This window comes from Vibrio sp. Vb0349, from assembly GCF_033338975.1.
On the sequence record NZ_JAWOTS010000145.1, the window covers coordinates 1 to 1,569 of the forward strand.

Annotated in this window: 2 protein-coding genes; both read right to left on the reverse strand. The window is 44.6% G+C overall.

Annotated features, from left to right (window positions below; all coding sequences use genetic code 11):
- Positions 1-114: 114 nt before the first annotated feature.
- Positions 115-978: an HlyD family secretion protein gene (locus tag R7Q47_RS24005; RefSeq protein ID WP_140352087.1), complete on the reverse strand. Its 864-nt coding sequence runs from the start codon at positions 976-978 to the stop codon at positions 115-117.
- A 12-nt stretch (positions 979-990) separates the two neighbouring features.
- Positions 991-1,203, reverse strand: a complete 213-nt coding sequence (locus tag R7Q47_RS24010; RefSeq protein WP_005454886.1) for a DUF1656 domain-containing protein — start codon at positions 1,201-1,203, stop codon at positions 991-993.
- Positions 1,204-1,569: the final 366 nt, after the last annotated feature.

Here is a 1,569-nt window from a genome sequence, read left to right on the forward strand (position 1 = left end):
GCCCAATAAGGTTTTTCCCACTGAAACCACAGTGCAAGGCAAATAGCGACAACAATTGAGAGCGCTGCTTTTATTGCTTCTTTAGTCGATGAACTCAGCATGACCTTCACCTAATTAGTGTTTGATGATTTTTATCGATGCCGTCATGCCTACGCGAAGCTGCAGATCTTTTGGCATTTCATTCAATGTCACTTTGACTGGGATACGTTGAGCTAAGCGAATCCACTGAAAGTTAGGGTTCACTGTTGGCAGAAGGTCATTTCCTGTTGTGCCATCTTTTTTCGCAATGCCAAAACCAATGCTTTTGATTTTGCCTTCTAACTCGACGTCATCATGCATGAGTAATGTCACGGTTGCGCGGTCGTTAGGGGCAATGCCCGCGAGGTCTGTTTCTTTAAAGTAACCTTCAATCCAGAAGCTATTTTCATCAATAAGGGCGACAACAGGGGAGTTAGCGACCACTTGAGAGCCCACTCGAACGTTTAGATTGGTGATGTAACCATCGGTCGGCGCGTAAACTTTGGTGAAGTCCAAGTTAAGCTGCGCTTCTTCAATGTTTGCTTTCGCTAGTTCAACATTTGCCTGCGCTGTTTGTACGGCATTATGTAAATTGCTAAGAGTTAACGCAGGCACTGCACCGTGCGTACGTTTCTCTAATTTTCGTGCTCGCTGTTCTTCATTTTGTGCCTTTGCTAGCAATGCAGTCGCTTGTTTCTGGTTTGCCAGTGCTTTGTGGTAAGACGCAACGTATGTGCTTGGATCAATCTCAAACAGCAAATCTCCCTTTTTTACTTTTGAGTTATCAGCAACATACACCTGCGTAACCTGCCCAGTGACTCGAGGTGTAATGGAGATAACATAGGCACTCACCTGTCCGTCTCGCGTCCATGGATTGTTTGTGTATGTTTGGTAGTGGGTGTAAAGCACAGTACCCGCGGTACACAACAAAATAAGGGTAATGAGATAACGTTTAATCACAGTGCGCTTTCCTCAAAAGATTGAAATAAATTGGCCAATAACGCCGGTAAAAATGACAATCAGACTTAGCTCTGCCAGTGCAGGGAATGCAACGTACTTATGTAGTCCGCATCTCGTTGCTAGCGAAGTCACCATCGTGGTCAGAACGTAAGCCAATCCGATGACTAAAAGCAGCGGCGGGAAATAGATTTCACCCCATACCAGCTCGTGCGGCATTGTGTTCATGAAGTTGTCTCGTTTGTCTTGGATGAGGCAAAGATAAGGGAAGAGATGAAAAGCAGATAATCGCATTTGTAGGACGCCATCCTACAAATGGTGTAAGTAAAATCTGAGTCTTGTTCTGCACCGAAAACCGAAGAGTGATGCGCTTGTTACTCAAAGCCTGAACAGTAGAGCTATTGCCAGCTCATCAATGTCCATGAATGCCCGTTTTTGTTCATGTTAGACAATGAATCATTGAATCTTTGACTAAGCTTACTCAAGGGCAGTGTTCGTCGATTTGGCCGGAAACGATTAATGCCCTGACGATAGCTGTTTAGAGTTCGAGCTTCGATTTCACATCAACTCCATTGATGATCGTTTACCAACATT